General features: G+C 64.9%; 25 protein-coding genes. 11 read left to right on the forward strand and 14 right to left on the reverse strand.

Features of this window, described 5'->3' with window-relative positions; translation table 11 throughout:
• Positions 1 to 242 precede the first annotated feature (242 nt).
• A complete protein-coding gene (locus AC1DJT_RS00005) occupies positions 243 to 1,133 on the forward strand; it encodes an inositol monophosphatase family protein (RefSeq protein WP_476833318.1) in 891 nt (296 codons plus the stop codon).
• A gap of 207 nt (positions 1,134 to 1,340) precedes the next feature.
• Here the strand turns inward: AC1DJT_RS00005 and hemP are convergent, their stop codons facing one another.
• From hemP to AC1DJT_RS00035, 6 genes are all read right to left on the reverse strand, one after another.
• Positions 1,341 to 1,523 (reverse strand): hemin uptake protein HemP, encoded by a 183-nt coding sequence (hemP, locus tag AC1DJT_RS00010; protein ID WP_441505807.1) that lies wholly within the window; start codon positions 1,521 to 1,523, stop codon positions 1,341 to 1,343.
• Positions 1,524 to 1,767: 244 nt separating this feature from the next.
• Positions 1,768 to 2,253 carry a bacterioferritin gene (gene bfr, locus AC1DJT_RS00015; protein WP_113517171.1) on the reverse strand — a complete coding sequence of 162 codons (486 nt, stop codon included), beginning with the start codon at positions 2,251 to 2,253 and terminating at the stop codon, positions 1,768 to 1,770.
• A gap of 124 nt (positions 2,254 to 2,377) precedes the next feature.
• Positions 2,378 to 2,665, reverse strand: coding sequence for a (2Fe-2S)-binding protein (locus AC1DJT_RS00020; protein ID WP_441505806.1), 288 nt, complete (start codon positions 2,663 to 2,665; stop codon positions 2,378 to 2,380).
• Positions 2,662 to 3,201 (reverse strand): iron response transcriptional regulator IrrA, encoded by a 540-nt coding sequence (irrA, locus tag AC1DJT_RS00025; RefSeq protein ID WP_441492420.1) that lies wholly within the window; start codon positions 3,199 to 3,201, stop codon positions 2,662 to 2,664. The genes AC1DJT_RS00020 and irrA overlap by 4 nt, the downstream gene beginning before the upstream one ends.
• Positions 3,202 to 3,346: 145 nt before the next feature.
• Positions 3,347 to 4,924, reverse strand: coding sequence for a DHA2 family efflux MFS transporter permease subunit (locus tag AC1DJT_RS00030; protein WP_441505805.1), 1,578 nt, complete (start codon positions 4,922 to 4,924; stop codon positions 3,347 to 3,349).
• 147 nt (positions 4,925 to 5,071) lie between these two features.
• Positions 5,072 to 6,259 (reverse strand): HlyD family secretion protein, encoded by a 1,188-nt coding sequence (locus AC1DJT_RS00035; RefSeq protein WP_476768949.1) that lies wholly within the window; start codon positions 6,257 to 6,259, stop codon positions 5,072 to 5,074.
• A gap of 142 nt (positions 6,260 to 6,401) precedes the next feature.
• On the opposite strand from AC1DJT_RS00035, the gene AC1DJT_RS00040 reads away from it, so the two are divergent.
• Positions 6,402 to 7,061: a TetR/AcrR family transcriptional regulator gene (locus tag AC1DJT_RS00040; RefSeq protein ID WP_441505803.1), complete on the forward strand. Its 660-nt coding sequence runs from the start codon at positions 6,402 to 6,404 to the stop codon at positions 7,059 to 7,061.
• 5 nt (positions 7,062 to 7,066) lie between these two features.
• On the opposite strand, the gene AC1DJT_RS00045 is transcribed toward AC1DJT_RS00040, so the two are convergent.
• Complete coding sequence (locus tag AC1DJT_RS00045) at positions 7,067 to 7,969, reverse strand: DMT family transporter (protein ID WP_441505802.1); 903 nt, start codon at positions 7,967 to 7,969, stop codon at positions 7,067 to 7,069.
• Between the two features lie 187 nt (positions 7,970 to 8,156).
• The gene (locus tag AC1DJT_RS00050; protein ID WP_441492424.1) at positions 8,157 to 9,191 is read right to left on the reverse strand and encodes an aspartate-semialdehyde dehydrogenase; all 1,035 of its coding nucleotides are present in this window, start codon (positions 9,189 to 9,191) and stop codon (positions 8,157 to 8,159) included.
• A 473-nt stretch (positions 9,192 to 9,664) separates the two neighbouring features.
• On the opposite strand from AC1DJT_RS00050, the gene AC1DJT_RS00055 reads away from it, so the two are divergent.
• Complete coding sequence (locus tag AC1DJT_RS00055) at positions 9,665 to 10,729, forward strand: hypothetical protein (protein ID WP_476768948.1); 1,065 nt, start codon at positions 9,665 to 9,667, stop codon at positions 10,727 to 10,729.
• Positions 10,730 to 10,870: 141 nt separating this feature from the next.
• Positions 10,871 to 11,176, forward strand: coding sequence for a hypothetical protein (locus AC1DJT_RS00060; RefSeq protein ID WP_441492426.1), 306 nt, complete (start codon positions 10,871 to 10,873; stop codon positions 11,174 to 11,176).
• 136 nt (positions 11,177 to 11,312) lie between these two features.
• Here AC1DJT_RS00060 and AC1DJT_RS00065 read toward each other — a convergent pair whose 3' ends face one another.
• From AC1DJT_RS00065 to AC1DJT_RS00080, 4 genes are all read right to left on the reverse strand, one after another.
• The gene (locus AC1DJT_RS00065) at positions 11,313 to 12,749 is read right to left on the reverse strand and encodes a homospermidine synthase (RefSeq protein WP_476768947.1); all 1,437 of its coding nucleotides are present in this window, start codon (positions 12,747 to 12,749) and stop codon (positions 11,313 to 11,315) included.
• A gap of 168 nt (positions 12,750 to 12,917) precedes the next feature.
• Positions 12,918 to 13,445, reverse strand: a complete 528-nt coding sequence (locus AC1DJT_RS00070) for a GNAT family N-acetyltransferase (protein WP_441492428.1) — start codon at positions 13,443 to 13,445, stop codon at positions 12,918 to 12,920.
• Positions 13,446 to 13,562: 117 nt separating this feature from the next.
• Entirely contained in the window at positions 13,563 to 14,708 is a 1,146-nt protein-coding gene (locus AC1DJT_RS00075; protein ID WP_069878757.1) for a type III PLP-dependent enzyme, read from the reverse strand.
• A gap of 584 nt (positions 14,709 to 15,292) precedes the next feature.
• The gene (locus AC1DJT_RS00080; RefSeq protein ID WP_441505799.1) at positions 15,293 to 15,850 is read right to left on the reverse strand and encodes a glyoxalase superfamily protein; all 558 of its coding nucleotides are present in this window, start codon (positions 15,848 to 15,850) and stop codon (positions 15,293 to 15,295) included.
• A 295-nt stretch (positions 15,851 to 16,145) separates the two neighbouring features.
• Between AC1DJT_RS00080 and AC1DJT_RS00085 the strand changes: the two genes are divergently transcribed.
• Positions 16,146 to 17,735, forward strand: a complete 1,590-nt coding sequence (locus AC1DJT_RS00085; protein WP_441505798.1) for an OpgD/OpgG family glucan biosynthesis protein — start codon at positions 16,146 to 16,148, stop codon at positions 17,733 to 17,735.
• Positions 17,736 to 17,744: 9 nt separating this feature from the next.
• On the opposite strand, the gene AC1DJT_RS00090 is transcribed toward AC1DJT_RS00085, so the two are convergent.
• Positions 17,745 to 18,128 carry a RidA family protein gene (locus tag AC1DJT_RS00090; RefSeq protein ID WP_441505797.1) on the reverse strand — a complete coding sequence of 128 codons (384 nt, stop codon included), beginning with the start codon at positions 18,126 to 18,128 and terminating at the stop codon, positions 17,745 to 17,747.
• A 173-nt stretch (positions 18,129 to 18,301) separates the two neighbouring features.
• Between AC1DJT_RS00090 and AC1DJT_RS00095 the strand changes: the two genes are divergently transcribed.
• Positions 18,302 to 18,997 carry an AprI/Inh family metalloprotease inhibitor gene (locus AC1DJT_RS00095; protein ID WP_441505796.1) on the forward strand — a complete coding sequence of 232 codons (696 nt, stop codon included), beginning with the start codon at positions 18,302 to 18,304 and terminating at the stop codon, positions 18,995 to 18,997.
• Positions 18,998 to 19,018: 21 nt separating this feature from the next.
• On the opposite strand, the gene AC1DJT_RS00100 is transcribed toward AC1DJT_RS00095, so the two are convergent.
• Positions 19,019 to 19,636, reverse strand: coding sequence for a GNAT family N-acetyltransferase (locus AC1DJT_RS00100; RefSeq protein WP_441492433.1), 618 nt, complete (start codon positions 19,634 to 19,636; stop codon positions 19,019 to 19,021).
• A 234-nt stretch (positions 19,637 to 19,870) separates the two neighbouring features.
• Between AC1DJT_RS00100 and zapE the strand changes: the two genes are divergently transcribed.
• The 5 genes from zapE (at position 19,871) to sucD (ending at position 25,081) form a co-directional block, all read left to right on the forward strand.
• Positions 19,871 to 21,070 (forward strand): cell division protein ZapE, encoded by a 1,200-nt coding sequence (zapE, locus tag AC1DJT_RS00105; protein ID WP_441505795.1) that lies wholly within the window; start codon positions 19,871 to 19,873, stop codon positions 21,068 to 21,070.
• A 13-nt stretch (positions 21,071 to 21,083) separates the two neighbouring features.
• Complete coding sequence (locus AC1DJT_RS00110; protein WP_441492435.1) at positions 21,084 to 21,683, forward strand: TetR/AcrR family transcriptional regulator; 600 nt, start codon at positions 21,084 to 21,086, stop codon at positions 21,681 to 21,683.
• A 261-nt stretch (positions 21,684 to 21,944) separates the two neighbouring features.
• Positions 21,945 to 22,907, forward strand: a complete 963-nt coding sequence (gene mdh / locus AC1DJT_RS00115; RefSeq protein WP_043241858.1) for a malate dehydrogenase — start codon at positions 21,945 to 21,947, stop codon at positions 22,905 to 22,907.
• Between the two features lie 83 nt (positions 22,908 to 22,990).
• Positions 22,991 to 24,187 carry an ADP-forming succinate--CoA ligase subunit beta gene (sucC, locus tag AC1DJT_RS00120; RefSeq protein WP_441492436.1) on the forward strand — a complete coding sequence of 399 codons (1,197 nt, stop codon included), beginning with the start codon at positions 22,991 to 22,993 and terminating at the stop codon, positions 24,185 to 24,187.
• A 9-nt stretch (positions 24,188 to 24,196) separates the two neighbouring features.
• Positions 24,197 to 25,081 (forward strand): succinate--CoA ligase subunit alpha, encoded by an 885-nt coding sequence (gene sucD / locus AC1DJT_RS00125; RefSeq protein ID WP_069878765.1) that lies wholly within the window; start codon positions 24,197 to 24,199, stop codon positions 25,079 to 25,081.
• The last annotated feature ends 17 nt before the right edge of the window (positions 25,082 to 25,098 follow it).

Raw genomic sequence — 25,098 nt, forward strand, 5'->3', positions numbered from 1 at the left:
TGGTGGTGCGAACAGACACATCAAGACCGACGAACAGCTCCATGGCAGGCCTCCTGACCGGTTGGATCGATGGAGCCTGACCGGAAGACCGCTCTCCGTCATCCCGTATCAACGGGCGGCCGGAGCCCCAACAACCCGATCTTTTTGTTTCGCGATCGGTGCTCGCGGTTCGGGCGCGAGTTCGGGGCGCTTCCTTTGAAACGCGGCGCCGGTTTGGGTGGTGGTAGGCGGTCCTTGGCAAATTGGCGGGATCCAGAAGGCAAGCCCGAGATAGGGGAGCCGAAATCACGATGAGTCTGATCGATAAAGTATCGACGGTTCTGCGACAGGCAGCTGCAGAGGCGATTTTGCCGCGCTTTCGCAATCTGACCGCGCGTGATGTGGAGGAAAAGTCCCCGGGAGAACTCGTCACCGTTGCCGATCAGCATGCCGAACGGTTGATCGGCGAGCAATTGCTGCTGCTCGATCCGTCCGCCAGGGTCGTGGGCGAGGAAGCCTGCGCCAAGACGCCTGCATTGGCTGACACTCTCGATCGGGGCACCGTCTGGTTGATCGATCCGCTGGACGGCACCGGAAATTTCATTTCCGGCCGAGGACCATTTTCGATCATGCTTGCACTGCTTCGCGAAGGCGAGGTCGTCGCAGCCTGGATGCTCGATCCGTTGTCGGATCAGCTTCATGTCGCCGAACTGGGCAGCGGCGCCCAGATCAATGGAGTGCCCGTGGTCGCTGATGGGAAGCCGGATGGGCTGCGGCGGGGCTCGATCTCCACTCGTTTCCTGCCGCCTGACGTGCTTGAGGTCATCGAGGCGCGCTTGGATCGAGTGCCCTTGATCGTGCCGCCGCTGCTTTGCGCGGGGGCCGAATATCCTGCCATTGCCACTGGCGAGCGCGATTTCGCCGTCTTCTGGCGAACGCTGCCATGGGATCATCTGCCCGGAACGTTGTTCCTGAGCGAGGCTGGCGGCCGCGTCGCGCGCTGGGATGGTTCGCCCTATCGCGCTGGACAAGACGGCTCTGGCCTCTTGGCAGCGCGCACGCCCGAACATTGGCGAGCGACGCACACGGCGCTCTTCGATTGGCGCAATGATCGCTCAGGGCCGAGCGAGTCTTGGTTGCGAGCGCTCGACTAGACCCGTTCGAGCGCGCGATGCGGGAGGTCAGGCAAGGTCAGGCCGATGGCATCGCCTGAGCGGATTTCGCCGCCCGCCAGAACGATCGCCATGATTCCGGACTTGCGAACGAGCCGGCCCTCGGAATCGCGCCCGAGGACAGCGGAGAGGAGTCCGGGACGGAAGCAGGCTCTCTGGCACAGAGCGCGTGGCTTGGCGAGCGGGGCGCTATTTGGTCAGGATCAACCGGTCGCGGGCGGTGACGCGCAGGCGATAGGCCTCGCCAAGATGCATCAGGATGACCTCGCGTCCGGTGCCGACCAATTGGCGGACGTCGACGACCGGGACGTCCGATTGTCCGGAGTGGGGTGCTGTCTTGCCAGCAAGATCAGATGGCGGAACGGAACTCATCGCAGCGATCCAAATCGATAATCTGCAGGAGGCAGACAAGGTTCGGCGCTGATCTTCCGTAGAGCTTCAGTATTGAACGATAATCATTACAAACTACGTCGGTATCAGCCTATGAATTAGGTCGCTTTCAATCGCGCCGTCAAGGCGGTGGTCCTGTTCCGACTTCGGGCCACTGCTTCCGCACGAAAAAGCCGGACCTGCGGGGCAGGTCCGGCTTGCGACCGGCGTCGGAATGCTTCGGGGATCAATGATCCGCTTCGAGTCCGCCGATATGTTTCTGGGTGTAGAGTTCGATGCCGACGCGCTCGATGAGGTCGAGCTGGGTCTCGAGGAAGTCGATATGACCTTCCTCATCCTTCATCAACGCCTTGAACAGGTCCTCGGACGGGTAGTCGCCGACCTCGCGGCAATACTTGGCCGCTTCCTGATAGAGTCCGCGCGCCTCGACCTCGGCCTTGAGATCGCACTCGATCACTTCCTTGACGTTCTCGCCGATGCGCAGTGCGTCAAGCGTCTGCAGATTGGGGAAGCCCTCGAGGAAAAGGATGCGGTCGACGAAACGGTCGGCATGGACCATTTCCTCGATCGATTCCTTCTTCCAGGTCTTGGCCATCTCCTTCAGCCCCCAATTGTCGAGCATCCGGTAGTGCAGCCAGTACTGATTGATCGCGGTCAGCTCGGAGCGGAGCCCCTTGTTGAGGTATTCGATGACCTTCTTGTCACCCTTCATCGCAGCTCTCCTCGGGCTCACATCACATTAGAATGATCCTAATGTAGAGCGGCAATTCGGAGAATGAAAGGGAGAAGTCGCGCCAGGACCGGGAAATATCGACGTGGCCCGCGGCCGAGAAGCCTCAGGCCGCGATCGTGTCTTTCTCGATCGCCAGCCCGTCCATCATCTGGGTGACGGAGACATGCACCGCGCATTCAACGTCGCGACTGGCGCAGGAATGGCATTGGCTGGCGCAGGCGGCGCGGGCCTCAGCAAGAATGGCTCTGACGGCCCGGGCGCAACGTCCGCAGTCCGGGCTGCAGCCCAGACAGTCATAGGCCTCGCCAGCCGTCACCGGTCCAGTGCCATCGGGGGCAATGGTTCCCTTGATCTGCCGACAGGACAGGACGTTGCAGGAGCAGACGATCACGCGTGGTGCCCAGCTCCGGCGGCGACCCGGGTCTCGACTTCGGCGCCATCGGCGTTGCGCAGGCGGACAATGACCTCCACGGACGAGATCATCATGCCTTCCGGGGCGACGGGCAGGCCGGAGACCTGGATTTCCGAGCCAGGGATGTCGACGACGGTTTCGTCGTCCTCGTTATAGAAATGGTGATGCTCCGACACATTGGTGTCGAAGAAAGTCTTGGGGCCGGACACCGAAACCTGGCGGAGCAGGCCAGCTTCCGAGAACTGCCGCAGCGTGTTGTAGACGGTCGCGAGGGACAGCGGTTCGCGGGCGCGCAGCGCCTCCTCATAGAGCATTTCGGCGCTGACGTGCCGGTCGCCCTTGGCGAAGAGCAGCCAGCCCAGCGCCATGCGCTGCCTGGTCGGACGCAGGCCAGCATTGCGTAGCCGCGTTTTCACCGCGCTGATCGGGCAGGAAGCAGGGCTCTTCTGCGGCCACGGAATCTGTTCCGCGGCAGCACGGGCCTGGCTGGGATCCTTCACGGGCAAAACGCTCATCGGTACGCCTTCCACATCGCCGGCATGCCGGCCTCGTAGTTTAGAAAATATCTAAACTACTGATATCATTGCTATATTTGGCGGGACTCCGCGCGAATGTCAATCCGGAGCCGGCTGCGACACGGTGCATCAGGTCCCGGCGCGGCTAGTGCCCGGCCTCGGCGGGGGGCGCTTTGGGCGGCTTGCGCATGAACACGGCCAGCACGACCAGCCCTGCAAAGATCCAGGTCAGGCCGAGAAAGACATCGCCGAAGGCCATGACCAAGGCCTCGCGATGGGCGAGTTGACTGATTTTGGCGAGCGCCATCGCCTCGGCATTGGCGCCATAGCTGGCGAAAAGCTGCATCATCTGGGCCAGCCTCTCTTCGGCGACCTGGCTGCCGACAGCGACAGCTTCATGCAGCCGGGTGATGTGCAGGTCGGTCCGGGTGTTCAGCAGCGTGTTGATCACGGCGAGGCCCACCGCGCCGCCAAGATTGCGCGTCAGGTTGTAGAGGCCCGATGCGTTCTTGAGCTGCGCCGGAGGCAAGGTGCCGAGCGCCAGATTGTTGATCGGCACCATGCACAGCATCAGCGAGACGCCGCGCAGGATCTGGGGCAGCAGCAGTTCGTGGAAGTCCCAGTCCTTGGTGATGAAGGACGCGAGATAGGTGCCGGCGGCGAAGCCGGCGAAACCGATCATCATCATCACGCGTGGATCGAGCTTCTGCGACAGCTTGCCGGCGACGGGCGCCGTCAGGAACATGCACAGGCCGGTGACGAACATCGTCTCGCCGATCATCAGCGCGTCATAGCCGCGGATGCGGCCGAGAAAGACGGGGTAGAGATAGGTCAGCCCGTAGAGGCCAATGCCCATCGTGAAGCTGAAGAGCGAGCCGAAGGCGAAGTTGCGGTTGGTGAAGGCGTAGAGATCGACGAGCGGATCCTCGCGCGTCAGCGCCCGCCAGAAGAACAGGACCGCGCCCACCAGCATCAACGCGGTGAAGAACACGATCTCGTGGCTCTGGAACCAGTCGAGCCGCGTGCCTTCCTCCAGCACATATTCGAGGCTGCCGAGGAAGGCGGCCATGCTGGCGAGGCCGAGCCAGTCGAAACGCTTGAGCAGGCCGGGCTGCGGCTTGTCGAAATCGATCAGCGTCCAGGCTGCGATGGTGACGCCGATGCCGGGGATGACGTTGACCAGGAAGAGCCAATGCCAGGAGAAGGCATGGCTGAGATAGCCGCCGACCGTCGGGCCGATGGTCGGCGCGAGCGTCGCGACAAGCCCGATCAGCGGCGAGACGATCGGCCGCTTCGAGGCCGGGAAGATGGTGAAGGCGGCCGCGAAGACGCCGGGAATCATGCCGCCGCCGATGAAGCCCTGGACCGCGCGCCACAGGATCATCTCGTTGATCGAGGACGACATCGCGCACAGCACGCTCGAGACCGTGAACCCGGCTGCGGCGATCGAGAAGAAGACGCGGGTCGACAGCGCCCGGCTGAGATAGCCGGAGAGCGGGATCATGATCACTTCTGCGATCAGATAGGCGGTCTGGACCCAGGCGATCTCGTCGGCGCTGGCTGACAGGCCCGCCTGGATCTCGGCCAGCGAGGCGGAGACGATCTGGATGTCGAGGATCGCCATGAACATGCCGAAGACCATCGCCAGGAAGGCGAAGATCCGCCGCATCGGGATGGCGTCGGAGGCCGCCGGCGCGCCGGCTGTCAGTGTTGCAGTGGCCATGACGGCCTCGTCTTCCTGGCGCCCCGCACCGTCGCCCTGGCCAAGCGGCATTGGCCGCGCAAAGCCGGGGTCAATCGGTGGGCGTTACGGCTGCATGGATTCCGGATCGTCGCGACGCGCCATCCGGAATGGGTCTTGTGGTTCCGTTCAGGCCTGAGGGCGCGGGTCGATCTTCACCACGACCGACATGCCCGGACGCAGCGCATGGCGCGCAATGGCCTGCGGGCTGAGCGTGATGCGCACCGGGACGCGCTGGACGATTTTGGTGAAATTGCCGGTGGCGTTGTCAGGAGGCAGCAGCGAGAACACCGAGCCCGTGCCGCCGGAAATGCCGCTGACGACGCCGTCAAACACCTGATCGGGCAGGGCGTCGACCGTGACCCTTGCCTTGTCGCCGATCTTCAGGCCGCCAACCTGCGTCTCCTTGAAGTTGGCATCGATATAGACCTGGTCGAGCGGGACGATCGACATCAGCCGCTTGCCGGCACTGACGAGGTCGCCAAGCTGGACATTGGTGTTGGCGACCAGTCCGTCGATCGGCGCTGCGATCCTGGTGAAGGACAGGTCGCGGGCGGCCTTGTCCTCGGCGACCTTCAGCTCGTCCATCTGGCGGGAGGCTTCGTTGCGCTGTGCCTCCAGCACCTTGATATTGGCTTCGGCCGCGGAGACCCCGGCCTCGGCGCTGGCCAGTGCGGCGCGGGCTCGGTCACGCGCTGCCGTTGCCGCATCGAGGGTCGCCTGCGATCCGTAGGACTTGGCGGCAAGGCTGTTGGCGCGGTCGAAATCGGCGACGGTGCGGATGATATCGGCCTGGGTCGAGTCCCGCTGCGCCTGGGCCTGCAGCAGGCTGGCGCGGCCGGCCTCGATCTGGCTGTCGATGCGCAGCAGCGTCGCGCCTGCCGTCGCGCTCTTGGCGCGGGCGCTCTCCAGTGCGATGCGCTGGTCGCCATCGTCGAGGGTGACGAGCGGCTCGCCGGCCTTGACCTGCTGGTTCTGCTTGACGGCGACAGTTGCGACATTGGCTGCGAGCTTGGCCGAGATCGTGGCCATCTCGGCGCCGACATAGGCGTCGTCAGTCGAAACGATGAAACGGCCATTGCGCCACCAGTCGACGCCGAACCAGAGTCCGGAGCCGAGCGCGGCTGTCGCCAGCAGCATCATGCCCGCACGGCGCACCGTCTTGCCGCGGGGCTTGGCGGCGGCAGGGCTCTCCGCTTCGCGCGGAGCTGCTTCGTCGGCCTTGCGGGCCTGGGCGGGGAGCGGCGTGGTTTCGAGCGCGGGGTCGACCAGCTTCAGCCGGTCCCGACGCGACTCAGTCTTTGTCTCGGCGGACATGGGCGATCCTGATAATCACTGTTCGAACCGATCGGTTCGATTTCAGTTGAAATAGCGCTGGCGATGGCGCATATCAAGTGAAATCGAACTGAGTGGTTCGATTATTTTTGTGCGGCGCAAAATGCCGGGGCGAGATGGGGTCATGGACGAGGTTGTGAAGATCGCAGGAGTGCCGCCGCGCCGGAAACGGCGTGCGGCGGGCGCAGATCCCGACAAACGTCGCCAGATCCTGGACGGAGCCCATGAGGTCTTCCTGACGCGCGGGTTCGACAATGCCAGCATGAGCGACATTGCCGCGGCCGCGAATGTCTCGAAGGGCACGCTCTATGTCTATTTCGAGGACAAGGAACATCTCTTCGTCGCCCTGATCGAACGCGAGCGTGAAGAACAGAAGCGCGGGATCTTCGAAGCGCTCGACGATGATCCCGATCTCGGTCATGCGCTGACGCATTTCGGCGAGCGGATCGTCCAGCTCCTGGTCTGCGATTTTGCGCTCAGCGCCCAGCGCATCGTCGTTGGCGTGGCGGAGCGCATGCCCGATCTCGGCCGTGAATTCTACGAGAACGGACCGTTGCAGGGCGCACGGCGCATCGCCGGCTATCTCGACCGCAAGGTCGCGGAGGGACAGCTGGAGATCGACGATACCGCGCTGGCAGCCGTGCAGTTCGTTGACCTGTGCCAGTCGACCGTGCTGCGCCCGCGCCTGTTCAATGCGGTGCGCGAGCGACCGTCCGAGGCCGAGATCTCCCGCGTGGTTGCCTCGGCGGTCGCAATGTTCCTCGCGCGATACGGCAAGCGATAGTCCGCTTACAAGGCTCGCGCCCGCATCCGCTCGCGATGGGCGGTGTAGAGGCCCGAGGCGGCGATGATCACCGAGCCCAGCAAGGTGAAGAGATCCGGCAGGACCGAGAACAGGAAGAAGCCGAAGACCGAAGCCCAGAGCAGCTGCACATAGGAGAAGGGCGCGAGCAGCGAGGCGTCGGCATGGCGGAAGGCGATGATGACGAACCAGTGCCCGATGGTCGAAGCGACGCCGATGAAGATGCCGATGGCGATCGCCTCCGCCGTAAGTGGCTGCCAGCCGAGGGGCTGCAGTACGGTCAGCAGCAGGAAGCCGACCACGGCCGACCAGGTCAGTGTCGTCACCGGATCCTCGGTCGTGCTCATCATGCGGGTAACGATCAGGGCAAAGGCCCAGGTCGCGGCTGAAAGCGCTGGCAAAAGCGACGCGGCGTGGAAGTTGGCACCTCCGGGCCGGACGATGATCAGGACACCGGCCAAACCGACCAGGGTCGCGGTCCAGCGCCGCCAGCCAACCTTCTCCCCAAGCATCGGGATCGACAAGGCCGTGACGAAGAGCGGCGCAATGAAGCTTGTCGCGGTCGCATCAGCGATCGGCAGGTATCGCAGCGACGAGACGAAGATGATGGAGGAGAGGGTGACTGCGACGCCTCTCAGCAACTGCATGTGCAGACGCTTCGGTCGCAGGCGTGCTGCGCCGCCGCGCAGTGCCACCGCCAACATGATCGCCGTAAAGGCGGCATAGCGCAGCCAGGTGATCTGTAGCGCGGGCATCGTCGCCGCGAGATATTTCGAAGCGACGTCGGAGCTGGACAGGAAGATGCTGGCAAGCAGCATCAATCCGATGCCGCGCAGCGCAGCATCGCGACGTTGCGGCACGGGAGGAACGGCCTCGGTATGCGCGGGCAAGGCCGGTACCGGAGCTTTTGAAGGGTGGGGAGAGGACAAGGCGACGCCGGAACTGGAGAGTGGGACGACGCTAGCAGGATTTGCCTGCGGCGGGCGCGCAAACTCGGAACAGCGCCCATGCGCCCGGGCCCTTCATGAAAAAGGCGGGCTTGCGCCCGCCTTCGTGGAGCTTTCCGAGCTGCCGGAATCAGGCCGCCTTCTTGCGCGGCTGGATCAGCTTGCGGTTGACCAGCACCTCGGCGATCTGCACGGCGTTCAGGGCTGCGCCCTTGCGCAGATTGTCCGAGACGCACCAGAAGGCGAGACCGTTCTCGACCGTATTGTCCTCGCGGATGCGCGAAACATAGGTCGCGTCCTCGCCGGCCGCCTCGTGCGGGGTGATGTAGCCGCCGGGCTCGTGCTTATCGATGACGAGGATGCCGGGCGCGGTGCGGAGCACCTCGCGCGCCTCGTCGGCTGTGATCGGCTTCTCGCATTCGATGTTGACGCTCTCGGAATGGCCGATGAAGACGGGCACGCGCACGCAGGTGGCGGTCAGCTTGATCTTCGGATCGAGGATCTTCTTGGTTTCCGCCATCATCTTCCACTCTTCCTTGGTGAAGCCGTCCTCCATGAAGACGTCGATCTGCGGGATGAGGTTGAAGGAGATGCGCTTGGGGAACTTCTTGGTGACGACGTCGCCGGCCGAGAACACGGCGCGCGTCTGGTTGAAGAGCTCGTCCATGCCTTCCTTGCCGGCGCCGGAGACCGACTGATAGGTCGAGACGACGACGCGCTTGACGCCGAAGCGGTCATGCAGCGGCTTCAGCGCCACGACGAGCTGCGCGGTCGAGCAGTTCGGGTTAGCGATGATGTTCATCTTGGAGAAGCCGGCGGCCGCCGCGGCATTCACCTCCGGCACGATCAGGGGCACGTCGGGATGCATGCGCCAGGCCGAGGAATTGTCGATGACGACGCAGCCCTGGCCGCCGATCTTCGGCGACCATTGCTTCGAGACCTCGCCCCCCGCCGACATCAGGCAGATATCGGTATCGGAGAAATCATAGTGATCGAGCGCCTTCACCTTCAGCGTCTTGTCGCCGAAGGAGACCTCGGTACCAATCGAGCGCGAGGAGGCAAGCGCCACGACCTCGCTCACCGGGAAAGCCCGCTCGGCAAGGATGTCGAATATTTCGCGACCCACATTGCCTGTGGCGCCGACAACCGCGACCTTGAAGCTCATGCTGCTGTTCCTTTTGGAAGTAACCGGTTCTGCCTCCCCCGGGAGATGCCGACCCGCCTGGTCTGGATGGCGGGTTCGGCCTTAGCCCCCGCCGGGGGGGAGGGCCCGGAACCGAGGCGAAGCGTCAGCGCGACGTCCGGAGCGTGCCGGTCGTCGTTTTGGTCGTGCGTTTCGTCGTCAGGGCGACAATCACAGAGCCAAATCCCATAGGGCTGAAAGCATTCGCGGTCGCGCTCGAGTGGATGCTCGCCTCGCGATGCTCATCCAGAACACCCGCGGCGATAAAAAGTCAATTGGTCTCGGCAGCCCAGCGCGTCAGGACGGGATTAACCCAGCCTCCTAACCAGCGATTCACTACAATCGCGGTTCGCAGGCCGCCGGTAACCCGATACTGACCCGGATGCCCTCAGCGTCGCCGGCGGGTGAGGACAGGCTGCTGGCGCGGAGGCGCAGGCAACGAGCGGGGTCTTGTCGTGTCGCGTGAGTTCGCAGCGTTACTGGTCAATGGCTTTCGCCGGCTCGGCTCGAGCTGCCGGGAGCTCGGCTCGGCGGCCGCACATCGTGCCTTGCCTGTGGCGGGCAGCGTGAAGGGCAAGCTCGGCGGTCCCGATCCGATTGGCGCCTTGATCAGCGTGATGGACCATGTCGAGGCAGCGATGCGGACAATCCTCCGCTGGCTGCGCGCTGCCGTCCGCCATCGTGGCCTGGGCCTGACCGGCGGTCTGGCCTGGCGCGGCCTGGCAGCCGTTGCCGGTATCGGGATGGCGGCTGCGCTCGTCACGGGCCTTTCGGGCGATGGCGGCGAGATGCAGGTCGCCAGCCTTGCCGGGCAACCGGCTGCGGAGATCCGGTCCGTTCGGGACGTTCGCCAGGAGCCGCGCCTGCTCGGCGCCCAACATGAAGACTGGACCAGGATCGCGCGGCCGATCGCGATGTTTGGCCTCGACTCTCCGGAATTGGAGCGCCAGGCCATGGCCTATGAGGCGAGCCGGAGCCAGGACGGCGCGAAGCGTGAGGATGTGTTGAGCTTTGGGGCGTTCACCGAGGCAAAGCCGCATCTGCTCCTGCGCCTCGTCGTTGACCATGGCGACGATCATCTGACGCAGCCCTTCATCATCGCGCTGGTGCGCGAGGCCGCTGCGCGCGGCATGTCCGTGCAGCGCAGCGGTGCGCCGACAGGGCTCACCACCAAATTCGGCTCTGTCGAAGCTACGGATGTGACCCTGAGCGATGGTGCGAATGAACGCGCCTGCATCGGCTTCCGCCACCGGGGCGGCGACACGCCGCTGCGACTGAGCGGCTGGTGGTGCGGTGGGGCGGCGCGCCCGGTCGATCGTCAGCAACTGGCCTGCCTGGTCGATGGGCTTGCCCTGCTCAGCGCCGGCGAGGATCAAGTGCTGCGTAGCCTCTTTGCCGCAGCTGAACGTAACCGCGGCGGCGCCTGCTCACCGCCGCGCCCATCCGCGGCCGGTCGCAAGACGTCATCGCTCGACGCCGAAGGCACGCTGCCGAGCCACCAGGCGGCCGCGAAAAGGTGAGGGGACGGCCGTTGAAATCGGCTGCCCGAGCGTTATCTCAGAGCTATGGGGCAGTAAAAGCGTTAACCGCGGCGGGATAGATTTGGCGCTATCAATCGCCGCTTTACTTCCCCTTGGTCATCGCCTCAGGAGACCCTCGCCATGAATTCCTTCAAGCGTCTCGCCGCCGGTCTCGGCATTTCGCTCGTGGCGTTGACCGCGGTCGCTTCGGTGGCCGAGGCGCAGCAGCAGCGCAAGCCGTTGCGCGTGATCGTGCAGAAGCGCAGCTATCTCGATCCCGGCAATGTCGTGCCGGTCGGCTCGCTGAACCGATACGCCACTCAGCAGCTCATCTCACCCCCGGTCTATTCGAATGTCGCTGAGCTTTACGGCGATAGCACCTTGCCGCCGCGCATCGGCGCCGGTGTGAACCCGTTCCGGAACACGTTTTCGACGCCGGGCTTCTGAGCCGTCCGGGCAGAGACGAGAAAGGCCCGCCGGATCGGCGGGCCTTTCTGTTTGGTGCGTGCTGCCTTGCTTCAGGCGGTGCAACGGGGTCCGGAGACCCTCGGGCCGGTGCGAGGCTTCCCGAGGATGGTAGGCGTCAGCGGACCAGAATGTTCCGGAACTGCCAGGGATCGCTGGTGTCGATATCCTCCGGGAAGAAGCCCGGGCGGCCCTGCAGCGGCGTCCAGTCGGTATAGGTCCCGACCACCGGGCCGAGATAGGGCAACTGCACTTCCAGGCAGCGACGGAAATCGAGCTCATCGGATTCGACGATGCCGGCCTTCGGGTTCTCCAGGGCCCAGACCATGCCGGCAAGCACGGCGGAGGTCACCTGGAGGCCCGTGGCGTTCTGATAAGGCGCAATCCGGCGGGTCTCTTCCACGGAGAGTTGCGAGCCGAACCAGTAGGCATTCTTGCCGTGGCCATAGAGCAGTACGCCGAGTTCGTCGATGCCATCGACGATTTCGCTCTCCTCGAGGATGTGCTGCTTCTCCTGCACCTTGCCGGCGCTACCGAACATCTCATGCAACGAAAGCACGGCGTCATTGGCGGGGTGATAAGCATAGTGGCAGGTCGGCCGATAGGTCGGGTTGCCGGCCTCGTTGCGCACCGTGAAGTAATCGGAGAGCGAGATCGCCTCGTTATGCGTCACCAGGAAGCCGTATTGCGGGCCGGGCGTCGGGCACCAGCTCCGCACGCGCGTCTCGGCCCCGGCCTGGAGCAGATAGATCGCCGACTGGCAGCCAGCCTCATGCGTGCGACCGTTCTCTGGCATCCAGCGCTCATGCGTGCCCCAGCCGAGCTCCGCCGGCTGCTGGCCTTCCGAGACGAAACCCTCGACCGACCAGGTGTTGACGAAGACATCGCGCGGCTTGGGATGCTTGGCACGCTGGGTGTCGCGCTCGGCGATATGGATACCCTTGACGCCAACCTGCTGCATCAGGGCGCCCCATTCGGCGCGGTTCTTCGGTTCGGGGGTCTGGAGGCCGAGATCGGCCGCGACGTTGAGCAGGCCCTGCTTGACGAACCATGAGACCATGCCGGGATTGGCGCCGCAGCAGGAGACTGCCGTGGTGGTGCCGGCCGGACGCGCGCGCTTGGCAGCCATGGTGGCTTCGCGCAGCGCATAGTTCGAGCGGGCCTCGGGACCCTTGCTGTGGTCGAAATAGAAGCCGAGCCAAGGCTCGTTGACGGTGTCGATATAGAGTGCGCCAAGCTCGGAGCAGAATTGCATGATGTCGAGCGAGCCGGTGTCGACCGACAGGTTGACGCAGAAGCCCTGGCCACCGCCTTCGGTGAGAAGGGGCTGCAGCAGGCTCTTGTAGTTCTCGGGGGTCACCGCTTCCTGGATGAAGCGGATGCCGCGCTCGTCGAGGAGGGCACGGTTGGTGTCATGCGGGTCGATGACGACGAAGCGGCTGCGGTCGTATTCGAAATGCCGCTCGATCAACGGCAGTGTTCCGCGTCCGATGGAGCCGAACCCGATCATTACGATCGGTCCGGTGATGGTGCCGTGGACGGGCCAATGAGTCATGATGTTTCCTTGGTTGGGGTGGAACGGGGGTAAATCTTTCGCGGGCTCGTATGGAGAGCGGCCGCGCTCGTCAATCCGGAACGCCATTTTTGCGCCGCCAGGGTCGATTCCGACCCCGACGACGCTGAAGACAACCCGGTGCGGATGACGCCGCGGTGACGCTCGCGATCAGGCTGCGAGCGCCGCGGCAGGCAGGGGCTCGATCAGGCGCCCCGTTGCGGACAGGACGCCGGCGGCGCCCGCGAGCGCGCCGGGGCGCAGTTCGAGGCCGAGGAAGCGCTCGCGCTCGACGGGGCCGGGCATGGCAAGATCGCGCATCGGCTCGGCCGAGAAGCCAAACCGAGCGTAATAGGGCGCATCGCCGACCAGCAGCACAGCGCCGTGGCCATGGCAGGCGGCGCGCCAGATCGCCTCGCGCATCATCGTCTTGCCGAGCCCTTCGCCGTGCAGATCCGGGGAGACGGCGAGCGGCCCGAGCAGCAGCGCATCATGGCCGCCGGCATCGATGTTCCAGAGCCTGACGGTTGCCACGACTGCGCCGTCGCGCTCCGCGACAAGCGCCAGCCCGGCGGCCGGCATCCGGCCTTCACGCAGGCGTTCGCTGGTCTTGGCGAAACGGCGCTCGCCGAAGCAACGGTCGAGCAGGGCCTCACGGGCCTGGATGTCGAACGCGGTTTCCTCGCGGATCGTGATCATGACGCACCTCCGGCCGGAGCGCCTGCGCAAGAGCGCAGACCTTCCCGGCGCCGCGCGCGAACGCGGCCAAACAGAATGATTTGGGGGGCGGCTCCGGCAGGTGCCGGAGCCAGAACGTCAGATGACGTATTGCTTCAGCGGCGGGAAGCCGTTGAAGGCGACGGCCGAATAGGTCGTCGTATAAGCACCGGTGCCCTCGATCAGCACCCGATCGCCGATCTCCAGGCTGAACGGCAGCATGTACGGGGTCTTCTCGTACATGACGTCGACCGAGTCGCAGGTCGGGCCGGCCAGGACGCTCGGCACGGTCGCGTCACCGTCGCGCGGGGTGCGGATCGGATAGCGGATCGCCTCGTCCATGGTCTCGGCGAGACCGCTGAACTTGCCGATGTCGAGATAGACCCAGCGAACCTGATCGTCCTCGCTCTTCTTCGAGACAAGCACGACCTCGGCCTCGATCATGCCGGCTTCGCCGACCATGCCGCGGCCCGGCTCGATGATCGTCTCCGGGAGCTGGTTGCCGAAATGCTTCGACAGCGCCCGGAAGATCGCATCGCCATAGGCCGGAACGCCCGGGATCGGACGCAGGTAGCGCGCCGGGAAGCCACCGCCGAGATTGACCATCGACAGCGACATGCCACGGGTGGCGCATTCCTTGAACACCGCCGAGGCCGAGGCCAGAGCGGAATCCCAGGCGTTCACATTCGCCTGCTGCGAGCCGACATGGAACGAGATGCCATAGGCGCCCAGGCCAAGACGATGGCCATGCTCAAGCACGTCCGCGGCCATTTCGGGCACGCAGCCGAACTTGCGCGAGAGCGGCCAGTCGGCGCCGGCGCCGTCGCAGAGGATGCGGCAGAAAATGCGCGCGTCCTTGACCGCGGTGAGGGCGGCGGAACGGGCGATCTTGTCGACCTCGGCTACGCAATCGACGGCGAACAAGCGCACGCCGAGCTCCATGGCGCGCGCGACGTCGCGCTCCTTCTTGATCGTGTTGCCATAGGAGATGCGGTCAGCGGTGGCGCCGGCCGCGAGAGCGAGCTCGATCTCGACGACCGAGGCACAATCGAAGCAGGAGCCGAGCTTGGCCAGCAGGGCAAGCACCTCCGGTGCCGGGTTCGCCTTCACGGCGTAGAAGACGCGCGTGTCGGGAAGGGCCCGGGAGAAGGCACGATAATTCTCGCGCACGACATCGAGATCGATGACGACGCAGGGACCGTCTTCACGGCGGTTGCGCAGAAATTCACGGATGCGCTCGGTCATCGGCGCGACTCCCCTACGGCGCAAGCGGCGCCGATACGACGTATCGCCGGGTGAGTCGTTCGCAGGTCACGGCGCGATGGAGACGCCGAGAACAGCGGACGAAACGTCCGGACCCGAAACACCGTCGATTGGGGACCCCCCGCACGGCCGGCAATGAAGGACAAGCCTCTTCGGTGTTGACCTGTGGAAAGCCAACGAGACCAAAAAAGCCCGCTCCGTCGTTGCTTTAAGCTGCGTCCCCCGTGGAGATTCGGGGTTTGCCGGTTTCGCCTCCGGCTGCTGGTCGCTGTTCGGGAGCGGCTCTCTTGCGAGAACCGGGAGCGTGATTTGAGGGGATATCCATCCCCCTCCATCCGTTTCCCATCCCTGGCGGCTGTCCGGCCTCTTGTCCGAATGCCCACCGACCAGCACGCGGCCACAGGCACGTGCGAATTGGGTAAGCCGCATATACGAACTGCGGCCCCCCTCTACAAGTTCTTTTTGACCTCGGGGTTCGGTTTTTTCGCCGAACGCGCGAGGCAGAAGCGCGCCGGGCTGGTCGACGGGCGCGCAACCGCAGGTATCGAGGCTGATCGAGCCTCAATCTAGACCCGCTTCTCGCAAAAGCGGATGCGGTTCCCAAATGGGTCCGGCACCTCCAGCGTGCGACCGCCCGGGCCATTTTCCTGGATACCGGGTTTCGAGAAGGGATAGCGCTTGCCGATCAGTTCGGCGCGATAGGCGTCCACGCCCTGCATCCAGACGAAGACGGTCGACCCTGGGCTGGCGTCGCCATGATGCTCGGAGAGGTGAAGTTGCAGGCCCGAGCGTGAAACCTGCATGTAGATCGGGAATTCAGGTCCGTAGCGGTGGTCCCAATCCATGCTGAAGCCGAGGAAGCCGAGATAGAACTCCTTGGCTTTCTCCAGGTCGAAGATCCGCAGGATCGGGATACCCATATTCAGGGTCACGCCTGTCTGGTCGGTGCCGGCGGCCGGGCGGGCTTCTGCCTCGCCGATTTTCGCCGCGAGGATGTTCCAGTCGTCATAGCCGAACTGCCGGGCGACGATTTCGAGCGCCTGGGCATGTGAAAGCGCGGTCTGCGGAGCCACGGCTTCGCGCAGGGCCTTGGCCATCAGTTTCGCATCGCGATAGGTGCGCATGGTCACAATCCTTCTCGATGGTGGACGAAGCGGCCAGGGCTCGCATTGCTGGAAGCGTCCACCGGATCGATCGGGATCGGGACGGAAGCGGGATGCATTCACCATGCCCTGGGAGGGCGCGAGCGGCGGGCTGCATCCGGCCCGGGGCGAAACGTAGAAAACAGGGCGATCGGCTGTCAACATCGTGCGTGCCGGAGATGCGCCGCCGCTGCGCCCTAGACCGGCCCCATTTCATCGCCTAAGTCGTTGGCGAGATGCGCCTTCGGGCGCAAACGCGACGGGGCTTCCTCGAATCATGACCGTATCCAATCGCCGCCAGATCCTGGCCGGCCTTTCCGCCGCCTTGAGCTTTTCCGTGGCGCCCGCCGCGCTGCTCGCGCAGCAGCCGGAGACGCAGCCGGCTCCGGCCCCGACCCCACCGCAGCCGCGCTTCGGCTTCGAGGACGTGGTGCGCCGGGCTCGCGAGATCGCGGCCGCGCCCTATGAGCCTGGTCCGACTCTGCCGGAACCGTTGTCGCGTCTCGATTTCGACGCCTGGCGCGATATCCGCTTCCGCCCCGAGCGGGCGCTGCTGGCGCCGACCGGTTCGGGTTTCCGGATGCAGATGTTCCATCCCGGCTTCCTGTTCACGCGCCCGGTGACCGTGAACATCGTGCGCGACGGCGTACCGACACCGGTGCCTTATTCGTCGAACCTGTTCGACTATGGCCGGATCAAGTTCGAGAAGCCGCTGCCGGTCAATCTCGGCTTTGCCGGCTTCCGCCTGCATTATCCGCTCAACGATCCGCGCATTTTCGACGAGCTGATCTCCTTCATCGGCGCCAGCTATTTCCGGGTGCTCGGCCGCGAGCAGCGTTACGGGCTTTCGGCGCGCGGCCTGGCCATCGGTGCCGGCGTGCCCGGAGGCGAGGAGTTCCCTGTCTTCCGCGAGTTCTGGGTGGAGGCACCGAGCGCGGGCGCCGAGCGCGTCACGGTCTATGCGCTTCTCGATTCAGCCTCGGTATCGGGCGCCTACCAGTTCCATATCTATCCGGATGTCGACAGCGTGGTCGATATCAGCGTCGCGCTGTTCCCGCGCAAGACGATCGAAAAGCTCGGCCTCGCGCCGCTGACCTCGATGTTCTTCACCGGTGAGAACGACCGGCGCTTCCATGACGATTTCCGGACCGAGCTGCATGATTCCGACGGCCTGATGGTGCACTCGCGCACCGGCGAATGGATCTGGCGGCCCTTGCGCAATCCGCGACAGCAGGCGGTTTCCTCCTTCGTCGAAAGCAATGTGCGCGGCTTCGGACTGATGCAGCGCGACCGTGTCTTCGAGCATTATCAGGATCTCGATCTCAGCTACGAGCTCAGGCCGTCCTACTGGATCGAGCCTCAGGGCGACTGGGGCGAGGGCGTGGTCGAGCTGATCGAACTGCCGACCGGCGACGAGACCAACGACAATATCGTCGCGCTCTGGGCGCCCAAGGCCGCGCTGGAGGCCGGCCGCGAGTTCCGCTTCGGCTACAAGCTGACCGCGCTGCTCGACTCCAGCGACCTCCACCCCGGCGGCCGCGTGATCAACACCTACCAGGCGAAGCCGAAGGCGCTCGGCTCGGGCGAGCCCGTCACCGATGGCGCGCGCCGCTTCATCGTCGATTTCGCCGGCGGCGATCTCGACTATCACCTGAAGCAGCCGGAGAAGGTCGAGATCGTGCCTTCGATCGCCTACGGCCGGATCAACCGCGCCTTTATCGTGCCCAACCCGAAGACCGAAGGTTTCCGCGCCTTCATCGACATCGTCGTCGAGCCCGGGCAACTCGCAGAGATGCGTGCCTTCCTGAAGAGCGGCGACAAGACGCTGACGGAGACCTGGAGCTATCCGTGGCGCGCCGAGGCCTGATCGCTCGGATCAGGCTGCTGCGGCCACGACCTCGATCTCGACCTTGAACTCGGGCAGCGTGAAGCCGGAGACGATCATCAGGGTCGAGGCCGGAGGCGGCGTGCCGACATGGGCGTCACGCGATTCCATATAAGGCTTCATATACGCCCGGTCGGTGACATAGGCATTGATCCGCACGATATCGGCGAGCGTCATGCCGGCTTCGCCGAGGATCTTGGCGATGTTGGCGAAGCAGAGATCGGCCTGAGCCCGTGCATCTTCGGGAATGCCGCCATCGGCCGTGATGCCGAGCTGCCCGGAGCAGAAGACGAGGCGCTGCCCGCCGGGCAGTTCGGCTCCATGACTATAGCGGGCGAAGGGCGGGCGGATCGAGGGCGGGTTGAGCGGCTTCATGCTGGTTCTCCAAAGCTGCCGGACTATGCCGCGCCGGGCACCCAAGAACCAAATGCCCCGTGGCGGAGTTGATCAGTTCCGGTATTTGGGGGATTGAGGTGCTCATGCCACGTTCATTGCGCAGGCCTAGGCTTGCGAATCAGCTGAGCCAACGAGACGGGAATAGGCACCGCATGACGACCGTGACCGCGACACGACATCGCTTCTTCAAGGCCGCCTGCCTGCTGCCCTTCCTTGCGCTCACGGCCTGCGCGGGATCGCAGCGTTTCAACGGGCCGGGACCCGGCTTTTCCGGTGGGCCGGGCTACGGCCAGCCTCAGCTGCAATCGGCTCCGCCGATCAGCTCTGCTCCCGTGACGTCGCAGCCCTTGCCGCCGCCGGGCGGATATCCGGCCGCCTCCGCGCCTTCGTCGCCGGGAGCCCTGCCGGCGCCGCAGGATCCGTTCTTCGATCCCAATGCAGGACGGCCGCAACCGCAGAGCGCGCCGCCTGTCGCCGGGGCAACCGAGATTCCGCAACTCAGAGGCGGCAGCGGCCAGGTCGCGACGCTGGGCCAGGGCGCCGCCCCCGCCCGCAGCGCGGGATCTTCGCGTGACAGCGTCATCGGGAGCTGGACCGCGCGCGAGGCGACGGGCAGTTCCTGCCGGATCCAGCTGTCGAGCACGCCGGCTCTCGATCTCTACCGCGCCAATGCGGCAGGCTGCGCCAATCGTGACCTGCAGAAGGTCAATGCCTGGGACTATCGCGACGGCGAGGTCTATCTCTACCAGCCGGGCGGCACGGTAGTCGCGCGTTTGCGTGCCGGGGACAGCGGCAGCATGAACGGCGCTGTCACCAAATCCGGCGCCGCCCTCTCGCTCAACCGCTGAGGCGGGCCTGCTCGTCGCGCCTCATGGGCGCGACGACGATCTCGCGAAAAAGGCCGGGCGCCAGAACCGGCGCTGCAGCGACAGCGCCAGAGTGGCAAAGCCCTTGGCATTGTCGAAGGCTTCGTCGAGGACGGTGAAAGGCGTCGGCCCGCCGGTGGCGATCGTCCCCTCGACATCGTTGTAGCCGCCAATCAGCTCGGCCTCGAACTTGCGCGCCAGCCGGCGCATGGCAGCGTTCTCGGGCAGGCAGGTCATGTAGAGCGTGCGAATGCCGCGATTGCGCGAGGCCGTGATCAGCCGCGTGAACAGCGCTTCGCCGATGCCTTGCCGGCGCCAGGCCTTCTCGACGCTGAACGCGGCTTCGCCCGTCTGGGTGACGATGTCTTCCAGGCCGCGCAGTTCGGCCGCGCCGCGGACCTTTCCGTCCTCGATATAGGCATAGACCAGCCCGCCGACGCCGAAGGTGGTCTCAGCGTAATTGACGAGAAAATCGTCGTTGACGGCCGTGCCAAAGCGCTCGCGACGCGTAAGCACGTCCAAGCGCAGCAGATGATCGATGAAGAGGGTGCGTTCCGCAGGCCAGAGCCGGCGAATTTCACCCTGGCCGGACATTGCGCCGGCCTTTGTCGAACGAGCCAATTGTCTTCTCCTGTCACAGCGCCATGTCGCGCTACCGTCCAGGAGGCGTTCGTCCCTAGAGCTCGGGTCGGAAGATGCGCCGCCAATCTGGGAATGCAAGAGGCGAAGCTGTGGCAAATTTGGGCGGGAGCGCGGATATTTCGCCCAATCTGCCCCGATCTGCGGCCCATGCCTAAGCGTGCATCAGCCAGCAGGCTTGCGGTTGCATCGAGCCTGGCTTAACCCGGGCAGCCGATGCTGTCCCGCCCGCAGGCCATGCCCGCCACCATCTCCGAACGCTATGTCGCCATGGTCGAGGCCGGCGTCATCGAGCGCGATGCGGCGCAATTCGCCGTGGTGAAGCGGCTCGAGGCGCTGTCGGAGACACTCGCCTCACGCCAACTGGCCAGAAAGAGCAGTGCGCTCGGCTGGCTGTTCGGCAAGCGGCAGGCGTCGGCCAATGGCATCAAGGGCCTCTACATCTGGGGTTCGGTTGGCCGCGGCAAGACCATGCTGATGGACATGTTCTACGACTCGGCGCCGGTTATGGCCCGCAGGCGCGTGCATTTCCATTCCTTCCTGGCCGATGTCCATGCGCGCATCCACGCCTACCGCCAGCGCCTGAAGGCGGGCGAGGTCAAGGAGCCCGACCCGATCGGTCCCGTCGCAGCCGAACTCGCCGAAGAGGCAACGCTGCTCTGCTTCGACGAATTCACCGTCACCGATATCGCCGATGCAATGATTCTGGGGCGCTTGTTCACGGCGCTCTTCGCGGCCGGCGTGGTGGTGGTCGCAACCTCGAATGTCGAGCCGTCGCGTCTCTATGAGGGCGGGCTCAACCGAGCGCTGTTCCTGCCCTTCATCGCATTGCTGACCGAGAAGGTCGATGTGCTGCGTCTCGATGCCCGCACCGACTTCCGGCTGGAGAAGCTTGGCGGCGCACCGACCTATCATGTGCCTGCCGATGCAACGGCCAGGGCCGCGCTCGACAAGGCTTTTCTGACTCTGAGCGGGGTCGCCCATGGGCGGCCGCTCGTCCTGTCGGTCAAGGGGCATGAGCTGCGCGTGCCGGAAGCGGCCGGGGGCGTCGCGCGCGCCGGTTTCAGGGATCTCTGCGCCGAGGCCTATGGCGCCTCGGATTATCTCGAGCTGGCGGAGCGCTTCCATACGCTGATGATCGAAGACATTCCGGTGATGGACGAGACGCAGCGCAACGAGGCGAAGCGCTTCATCATCCTGATCGACACGCTCTATGAGCTCCATGTGAAGCTGATCGCTTCGGCGCAGGCCGAGCCGCACGAACTCTACATCGCCACGAGCGGTCGCGAGGCGTTCGAGTTCGACCGTACGGTCTCGCGGCTGATCGAGATGCGCTCCGGCGATTACCTGGCCTTGCCGCATGGCCGTGTCGATTCCGCCGCCAGCGGCGACACGACCGGCCTGGTCGAGACTTGAGAAGCGTCGCCGCATGCCGACGCGCGAGCCGAGCGAAACCCGCATCCTCACCGTCGCCAGCGAGCATCTGCGCCTGCACGGGCTGAAGCGCTTCACCGTCGTGGCGGTCGCCGAAGAAGCCGGCATGACGCATGCCAATGTCTATCGCTATTTCCCGTCGCGGGCTGCGCTCGTCGACGCCGTGGTCGATGTCTGGCTCAAGGCGACGGAGCGCAGCCTCGCCGACATCGCCGACGGACCAGACCCCGCCCATGACAAGCTGGAGCGGCTGATCCTGGCTCTGGCCAAGGCCAATCGCGACCTGCTGCTGGAGGACCGGCATCTGTTCGCCGCGTTGTCGCAGGCTGTCGCCGGGCGTCATGCGATCAGCCGTCGCAACCGCACCCGGGTGAGGGCGCTGTTCGAGCGGGTCATCGACGAGGGCATCGGCTCGGGCGCCTTCGAACCGCGCGATCGCGACAGGGCGATCGCCTTCGTCATCGATGCCACGCATCGCTTCATTCACCCTGCTGCGCTGGCGCTCGACGCGGATGTGCCGCAGGCTTCGGTAGACCTTCGGTTGGCGACGCTGATCAGGGTCATCCTGCGCGTGCTGGCGACGGGCATCGTCTGAAAATTCTGGCTACAAATTACATTTTTTGTAATTTGTAATCGGAAATTTGCCCGCCTTATTCCTGCCTCGCGCGAGGCGTGCATTGCGCAAGACATTGATTTGACGGCGAGAAAGGTGAAGGCTGTTTTCCAGGGCGCGTGCGCTCCAGCCCGACCGTGATCGCCATAAGACGACTTGCAGCAAAAGGCCTGTTTGGGCCAAAGAAACCCACGGTTTCGCCGGGTCTCCGGCATCTCGCAGCGCAAGCACAAGGACTAGGCTATGGCCCGCAAGAAGATCGCCCTCATCGGCGCCGGCCAGATCGGCGGCACGCTCGCCCATCTCGCCGGGCTCAAGGAACTCGGCGACGTCGTGCTGTTCGACATCGCCGAAGGCATCCCGCAGGGCAAAGGCCTCGACATTGCCGAGTCATCCCCGGTCGACGGCTTCGACGCCGGCTACAAGGGCACCCAGTCCTATGAGGACATCAAGGGCGCCGATGTCGTCATCGTCACCGCCGGCGTGCCGCGCAAGCCCGGCATGAGCCGCGACGACCTGATCGGCATCAACCTCAAGGTGATGAAGTCGGTCGGCGAGGGCATCAAGCAATATGCGCCGAAGGCCTTCGTGATCTGCATCACCAACCCGCTCGACGCGATGGTCTGGGCCCTGCAGAAGTTCTCGGGCCTGAAGCCCAACATGATCTGCGGCATGGCCGGCGTGCTCGACTCGGCCCGTTTCCGCCATTTCCTGGCTGAAGAGTTCCAGGTCTCGGTCAAGGACGTCTCGGCCTTCGTGCTCGGCGGCCATGGCGACGACATGGTGCCGCTGGTGCGCTATTCCGGCGTCGCCGGCATCCCGCTGCCCGATCTCGTCAAGATGAAGTGGACGACGCAGGAGCGTCTGGACGCCATCGTCGAGCGCACCCGCAAGGGCGGCGGCGAGATCGTCAACCTGCTCAAGACCGGCTCGGCCTTCTACGCTCCGGCGGCCTCGGCCATCGCGATGGCCGAGAGCTACCTCAAGGACCAGAAGCGCGTCCTGCCGGCGGCTGCCGCGTTGAAGGGCCAGTACGGCGTGCGCGACATGTTCGTCGGCGTTCCCGTGGTCATCGGCGCCAAGGGCGTCGAGAAGGTCGTGAAGATCCGTCTCAACAAGGCGGAGCAGGAAATGCTCTCGAAGTCGGTGGCTTCGGTGCAGGGCCTGATCGACGCCTGCAAGTCCATCGATTCGTCATTGGCGTGAGATAGAGCGAAGGGCGTGCGGCAGTCTCACTGCTGCGCGCCCTTCCATTCGCCCTCGCCAGCGCACGCAAGGAATTCGAGCACATGAACATCCACGAATATCAAGGCAAGGCGGTCCTCAAGGAGTACGGCGCGCCCGTCTCCGCCGGCTTCCCGGCCCTTACGGTGGCGGAAGCCGTCGAGGCCGCCAAGAAGCTCCCGGGCCCGCTCTATGTCGTGAAGAGCCAGATCCATGCGGGTGGTCGCGGCAAGGGCAAGTTCAAGGAACTGCCGGCCGATGCGAAGGGGGGCGTGCGTCTCGCCAAGTCGATCGAAGAGGTCGAGTCCCATGCCAAGGAAATGCTCGGCAACACGCTCGTGACGGCCCAGACCGGCCCGGCCGGCAAGCAGGTCAACCGCCTCTATATCGAGGACGGCTCGGACATCGAGAAGGAATTCTACCTTTCGGCCCTGGTCGACCGCGAGACCTCGCGCGTTGCCTTCGTGGTTTCGACCGAAGGCGGCATGGACATCGAGGCTGTCGCCCATGACACGCCCGAGAAGATCCTGACCTTCTCGGTCGATCCCGCGACCGGCATCATGCCGCATCACGGCCGCACCGTTGCCAAGGCGCTGGGTCTCACCGGCGACCTCGCCAAGCAGGCCGAGAAGGTCATCGCCCAGATCTATGCCGCCTTCGTCGGCAAGGACATGGCGATGCTCGAGATCAACCCGCTGATCGTGACGACGCAGGGCCAGCTCAAGTGCCTCGACGCCAAGGTCTCGTTCGATTCCAACTCGCTCTATCGTCACCCCGAGGTGATGACGCTGCGCGACGAGACGGAAGAGGATGCCAAGGAGATCGAGGCGTCCAAGTATGACCTCGCCTATATCGCGCTCGACGGCACGATCGGCTGCATGGTCAACGGCGCGGGCCTCGCCATGGCGACGCTCGACATCATCAAGCTCTACGGCGAGGAGCCGGCGAACTTCCTCGATGTCGGCGGCGGCGCCTCGGAAGAGAAGGTCACTGCAGCCTTCAAGATCATCACCGCCGACCCGCAGGTGAAGGGCATCCTGGTCAACATCTTCGGCGGCATCATGAAGTGCGACGTCATCGCGCGCGGCGTCATCGCCGCCGTGAAGGCGGTCGGCCTCCAGGTCCCGCTGGTGGTGCGCCTCGAGGGCACGAATGTCGAGGAAGGCAAGGAGATCATCCGGACCTCCGGCCTCAATGTCATCCCGGCGGACGACCTCGACGATGCGGCACAGAAGATCGTCGCTGCGGTCAAGAAGGCTTGAGGAAAAACAATGTCCATCCTGATCGACAAGAACACCAAGGTCATCTGCCAGGGCTTCACCGGCAAGAACGGCACCTTCCACTCCGAGCAGGCGATCGCCTATGGCACGCAGATGGTCGGCGGCACCTCGCCCGGTAAGGGCGGTGCGCTGCATCTCGGCCTGCCGGTCTTCGACACCGTCGCCGAGGCGCGCGACGCGACCGGGGCCGATGCCTCCGTCGTCTATGTGCCGCCTCCGGGCGCGGCCGACGCGATCTGCGAGGCGATCGACGCCGAGATTCCGCTGATCATTTGCATCACCGAAGGCATCCCGGTGCTCGACATGGTGCGGGTCAAGCGTTCGCTCTCCGGCTCGAAGTCGCGCCTGATCGGGCCGAATTGCCCGGGCGTCGTCACCGCCGGCCAGAGCAAGATCGGCATCATGCCGGCCAATATCTTCAAGCCCGGCTCGGTCGGCATCGTCTCGCGCTCCGGCACGCTGACCTATGAGGCCGTATTCCAGACCACCCGCGAGGGTCTCGGCCAGACCACGGCCGTCGGCATCGGCGGCGACCCGGTCAAGGGCACCGAGTTCATCGACATGCTCGAGATGTTCCTGGCCGACCCCAAGACCGAGTCGATCGTCATGATCGGCGAGATCGGCGGCTCGGCGGAAGAGGACGCCGCGCAGTTCATCAAGGACGAGGCCAAGCGCGGCCGCAAGAAGCCGATGGTCGGCTTCATCGCCGGCCGCACGGCTCCTCCCGGCCGCCGCATGGGCCATGCCGGCGCGATCATCTCCGGCGGCAAGGGCGGCGCGGAAGACAAGATCGCCGCGATGGAAGCGGCCGGTATCCGGGTCTCGCCTTCGCCGGCTCGCCTCGGAAAGACCTTGGTCGACGTGTTGAAGGGCTGAACGCCCACGCGACGAGA

This window comes from Allobosea sp. 05T422_2, assembly GCF_056396265.1.

Coding starts and splice junctions, on each gene's coding strand:
- hemP (WP_441505807.1), bottom strand. CDS start 1,523: ATGAGTTCCGTTCCGCCATCTGATCTTGCTGGCAAGACAGCACCCCAC.
- bfr (WP_113517171.1), bottom strand. CDS start 2,253: ATGAAGGGTGACAAGAAGGTCATCGAATACCTCAACAAGGGGCTCCGC.
- irrA (WP_441492420.1), bottom strand. CDS start 3,201: ATGAGCGTTTTGCCCGTGAAGGATCCCAGCCAGGCCCGTGCTGCCGCG.
- AC1DJT_RS00030 (WP_441505805.1), bottom strand. CDS start 4,924: ATGGCCACTGCAACACTGACAGCCGGCGCGCCGGCGGCCTCCGACGCC.
- AC1DJT_RS00035 (WP_476768949.1), bottom strand. CDS start 6,259: ATGTCCGCCGAGACAAAGACTGAGTCGCGTCGGGACCGGCTGAAGCTG.
- AC1DJT_RS00040 (WP_441505803.1), top strand. CDS start 6,402: ATGGACGAGGTTGTGAAGATCGCAGGAGTGCCGCCGCGCCGGAAACGG.
- AC1DJT_RS00050 (WP_441492424.1), bottom strand. CDS start 9,191: ATGAGCTTCAAGGTCGCGGTTGTCGGCGCCACAGGCAATGTGGGTCGC.
- AC1DJT_RS00060 (WP_441492426.1), top strand. CDS start 10,871: ATGAATTCCTTCAAGCGTCTCGCCGCCGGTCTCGGCATTTCGCTCGTG.
- AC1DJT_RS00065 (WP_476768947.1), bottom strand. CDS start 12,749: ATGACTCATTGGCCCGTCCACGGCACCATCACCGGACCGATCGTAATG.
- AC1DJT_RS00070 (WP_441492428.1), bottom strand. CDS start 13,445: ATGATCACGATCCGCGAGGAAACCGCGTTCGACATCCAGGCCCGTGAG.
- AC1DJT_RS00075 (WP_069878757.1), bottom strand. CDS start 14,708: ATGACCGAGCGCATCCGTGAATTTCTGCGCAACCGCCGTGAAGACGGT.
- AC1DJT_RS00080 (WP_441505799.1), bottom strand. CDS start 15,850: ATGCGCACCTATCGCGATGCGAAACTGATGGCCAAGGCCCTGCGCGAA.
- AC1DJT_RS00085 (WP_441505798.1), top strand. CDS start 16,146: ATGACCGTATCCAATCGCCGCCAGATCCTGGCCGGCCTTTCCGCCGCC.
- AC1DJT_RS00090 (WP_441505797.1), bottom strand. CDS start 18,128: ATGAAGCCGCTCAACCCGCCCTCGATCCGCCCGCCCTTCGCCCGCTAT.
- AC1DJT_RS00095 (WP_441505796.1), top strand. CDS start 18,302: ATGACGACCGTGACCGCGACACGACATCGCTTCTTCAAGGCCGCCTGC.
- zapE (WP_441505795.1), top strand. CDS start 19,871: ATGCTGTCCCGCCCGCAGGCCATGCCCGCCACCATCTCCGAACGCTAT.
- AC1DJT_RS00110 (WP_441492435.1), top strand. CDS start 21,084: ATGCCGACGCGCGAGCCGAGCGAAACCCGCATCCTCACCGTCGCCAGC.
- mdh (WP_043241858.1), top strand. CDS start 21,945: ATGGCCCGCAAGAAGATCGCCCTCATCGGCGCCGGCCAGATCGGCGGC.
- sucC (WP_441492436.1), top strand. CDS start 22,991: ATGAACATCCACGAATATCAAGGCAAGGCGGTCCTCAAGGAGTACGGC.
- sucD (WP_069878765.1), top strand. CDS start 24,197: ATGTCCATCCTGATCGACAAGAACACCAAGGTCATCTGCCAGGGCTTC.